This window comes from Aequorivita vitellina (genome assembly GCF_022008365.1).
Taxonomy (GTDB): Bacteria; Bacteroidota; Bacteroidia; order Flavobacteriales; family Flavobacteriaceae; genus Aequorivita; species Aequorivita vitellina.
In genome coordinates, this window is record NZ_JAIRBA010000083.1 from 1 (window position 1) to 1,391 (window position 1,391).

A 1,391-nucleotide genomic window follows, 5' to 3' on the forward strand; every position below is an offset into this window, starting at 1 on the left:
ACCAACACTTTTGTCGTAACTGATGGAGCTGGACTTCAATCAACTTGTAGTTTTGATGTAACAATAAATGATACCGAAGCTCCAATAGCAAACTGTGCCGCACCGTTTACAATTCAATTGGATGCAACCGGCAATGCCACTATCACTGCAGCTGACATCGAAAATGGCAGTACAGATAACTGTGGAATCGCAACAACCATAATAGACAAATCCACATTCACCTGTGCAGATGTAGGTCCGAATACGATTACGTTAACCGTAACCGATGTAAATGGCAATACTTCAACCTGTACAACAGCGGTAACCGTTGAAGACAATGTTGCACCAGTAGCAAACTGTGCCGCACCGTTTACGATTCAATTAGATGCAACTGGCAATGCCACTATCACTGCAGCTGACATCGAAAATGGCAGTACAGATAACTGCGGAATCGCAACCACGACAATAGACAAATCAACATTCACCTGTGCAGATGTAGGTCCGAATACAATTACCTTAACCGTAACCGATGTAAACGGCAATACTTCAACCTGTACAACAGTGGTAACCGTTGAAGACAATGTAGCACCAGTAGCAAATTGCGCTGCACCGTTTACGATTCAATTGGATGCCACCGGAAACGCAAGTATCACCGTTGGCGATATTGACGCTGGAAGTACCGATGCCTGCGGAATCGCAACAACCACAATTGACAAATCAACATTCACTTGTGCAGATGTAGGTCCGAACACGATTACCTTAACCGTAACTGATGTAAATGGCAATGTTTCAACCTGTACAACAGTTGTAACCGTTGAAGACAATGTAGCGCCAGTAGCAAATTGTACCGCACCGTTTACGATTCAATTGGATGCAACTGGAAACGCAAGCATCACTGTTGGCGATATTGACGCTGGAAGCACCGATGCCTGTGGAATCGCAACCACGACAATTGATAAATCCACATTCACTTGTGCAGATGTAGGTCCGAACACAATTACCTTAACAGTAACCGATGTAAACGGAAATACTTCAACCTGTACAACAGTAGTAACCGTTGAAGACAATGTTGCACCAGTAGCAAACTGCGCTGCACCGTTTACGATTCAATTAGATGCAACCGGAAACGCAAGTATCACCGTTGGTGATATTGACGCTGGAAGCACTGATGCCTGTGGAATCGCAACAACCACAATAGACAAATCCACATTCACCTGTGCAGATGTAGGTCCGAATACGATTACCTTAACCGTAACCGATGTAAACGGCAATACTTCAACCTGTACCACAGTAGTAACCGTTGAAGACAATGTAGCACCAGTAGCAAATTGCGCCGCACCATTTACGATTCAATTGGATGCAACCGGAAACGCCAGCATCACCGTTGGCGATATTGACGCTGGAAGCACTGA

The 1,391-nt window shown here is 44.8% G+C and carries 1 pseudogene; it reads left to right on the forward strand.

Features of this window, described 5'->3' with window-relative positions:
- A pseudogene (locus tag K8089_RS16035) lies at window positions 1-1,391 on the forward strand (hypothetical protein); the annotation flags it as partial.